Source organism: Daeguia caeni (genome assembly GCF_042653845.1).
Classification (GTDB): Bacteria; Pseudomonadota; Alphaproteobacteria; order Rhizobiales; family Rhizobiaceae; genus Brucella; species Brucella caeni.
Map to the genome: position 1 here is coordinate 1 of NZ_JBHSEL010000088.1, position 2,500 is coordinate 2,500.

A 2,500-nucleotide genomic window follows, 5' to 3' on the forward strand; every position below is an offset into this window, starting at 1 on the left:
TGGTTGCGGGGGCAGGATTTGAACCTGCGGCCTTCAGGTTATGAGCCTGACGAGCTACCGGGCTGCTCCACCCCGCGTCAGAGATATTTTTGGGTATTAAGCAGTCGTTTTGACTGGAATTATCTGTTTGTATGGTGAGAGAAGGATTTGTTTGTGTGCTTGGCAGACCTGGCAGCGACCTACTCTCCCGCGTCTTAAGACGAAGTACCATTGGCGCTGGAGCGTTTCACGGCCGAGTTCGGAATGGGATCGGGTGCAGCCGCTCCGCCATAACCACCAGGTCGGCGAAGAACACAAACCGAGAAGCTGATAATTTCTTCCAACAAAAGCACAAGAATGCGTGCTGTCGATGTTTTGTCGCTGCACAATTGTTTGGCTTATCCAAACTGGCGCGGGTCGATAGACATTGAACCTGGTCTGATGGATATGGTCAATGAGAATGATCAAGCCGATCGAGCTATTAGTACCGGTAAGCTGCATGCGTTGCCGCACTTCCACACCCGGCCTATCAACGTGGTCGTCTTCCACGGCTCTGATAGGGAATACTCGTTTTCAGGTGGGTTTCCCGCTTAGATGCCTTCAGCGGTTATCCCGTCCGCATATAGCTACCCTGCTATGCCGCTGGCGCGACAACAGGTCCACCAGAGATGCGTCCATCCCGGTCCTCTCGTACTAGGGACAGATCCTGTCAATATTCCTACACCCACGGCAGATAGGGACCGAACTGTCTCACGACGTTCTGAACCCAACTCACGTACCGCTTTAAATGGCGAACAGCCATACCCTTGGGACCTGCTCCAGCCCCAGGATGCGATGAGTCGACATCGAGGTGCCAAACAACCCCGTCGATATGGACTCTTGGGGGTCATCAGCCTGTTATCCCCGGCGTACCTTTTATCCGTTGAGCGATGGCCCTTCCACGCGGGACCACCGGATCACTATGACCGACTTTCGTCTCTGCTCGACTTGTCAGTCTTGCAGTCAGGCAGGCTTATGCCATTGCACTCGACGAACGATTTCCGACCGTTCTGAGCCTACCATCGCGCGCCTCCGTTACTCTTTAGGAGGCGACCGCCCCAGTCAAACTACCCACCATACACGGTCCTGGACCCGGATAACGGGCCGCAGTTAGACATCCATATAGGCAAGGGTGGTATTTCAAGGACGACTCCACCAAGGCTGGCGCCCCGGCTTCAAAGTCTACCACCTATCCTACACATGCCGACACGAATGCCAGTGTAAAGCTATAGTAAAGGTGCACGGGGTCTTTCCGTCTAACCGCAGGAACCCCGCATCTTCACGGGGAATTCAATTTCACTGAGTCTGCGTTGGAGACAGCGGGGAAGTCGTTACGCCATTCGTGCAGGTCGGAACTTACCCGACAAGGAATTTCGCTACCTTAGGACCGTTATAGTTACGGCCGCCGTTTACTGGGGCTTCAATTCAAGGCTTGCACCTCTCCTCTTAACCTTCCAGCACCGGGCAGGCGTCAGACCCTATACGTCGTCTTGCGACTTCGCAGAGCCCTGTGTTTTTGGTAAACAGTCGCTACCCCCTGGTCTGTGCCACCCCCACATGGTTGCCCACATGAAGGTCACGCTTCTTCCGAAGTTACGCGTGCATTTTGCCGAGTTCCTTCAACGCAGTTCTCTCAAGCGCCTTGGTATACTCTACCAGTCCACCAGTGTCGGTTTCGGGTACGGTCTATACGCGGGAGCTATTTCCTGGAACCGCTTCGCTGCCAACTCAATCCAATAAGAATTGACAACACACACGATCCGTCACTACCCGCAGGCCCACGAATATTAACGTGGTTCCCATCGACTACGCCTTTCGGCCTCGCCTTAGGGGCCGGCTAACCCTGCTCAGATTAACTTTAAGCAGGAACCCTTGGACTTTCGGCGAGGGAGTCTCTCACTCCCTTTATCGTTACTCATGTCAGCATTCTCACTTCCGATACCTCCAGGACGTCTCACGACTATCCCTTCACAGGCTTACGGAACGCTCCGCTACCACTTGCACTTGCGTGCAAATCCACAGCTTCGGTGTATGGCTTGAGCCCCGGTACATTTTCGGCGCAAAGACCCTTATTTAGACCAGTGAGCTGTTACGCTTTCTTTAAATGATGGCTGCTTCTAAGCCAACATCCTGGTTGTTTTGGGATCCTCACATCCTTTCCCACTTAGCCATAACTTAGGGACCTTAGATGGTGGTCAGGGTTGTTGCCCTCTCCACGACGGACGTTAGCACCCGCCGTGTGTCTGCCGACTAGTACTCCCCGGTATTCGGAGTTTGGTTAGGATCAGTAAGACGGTGAGTCCCCATAGCCCATCCAGTGCTCTACCCCCGGGGGTATTCGGTCGACGCTCTACCTAAATAGATTTCGCGGAGAACCAGCTATCTCCAAGTTTGATTGGCCTTTCACCCCTAGCCACAAGTCATCCCAATCTATTGCAACAGATGCGGGTTCGGTCCTCCAGTTGGTGTTACCCAACCTTCA

Annotated in this window: 1 tRNA gene and 2 rRNA genes (1 of these 3 cut by a window edge); all 3 read right to left on the bottom strand. The window is 53.8% G+C overall.

What is annotated here, in order from left to right:
* A tRNA-Met gene (locus tag ACFO1V_RS09695) sits at positions 1 to 77 on the bottom strand.
* Positions 78 to 166: 89 nt separating this feature from the next.
* Positions 167 to 281: ribosomal RNA gene (gene rrf, locus ACFO1V_RS09700) — 5S ribosomal RNA — on the bottom strand.
* Between the two features lie 158 nt (positions 282 to 439).
* Positions 440 to 2,500: ribosomal RNA gene (locus tag ACFO1V_RS09705) — 23S ribosomal RNA — on the bottom strand; it runs 748 nt beyond the window's last position.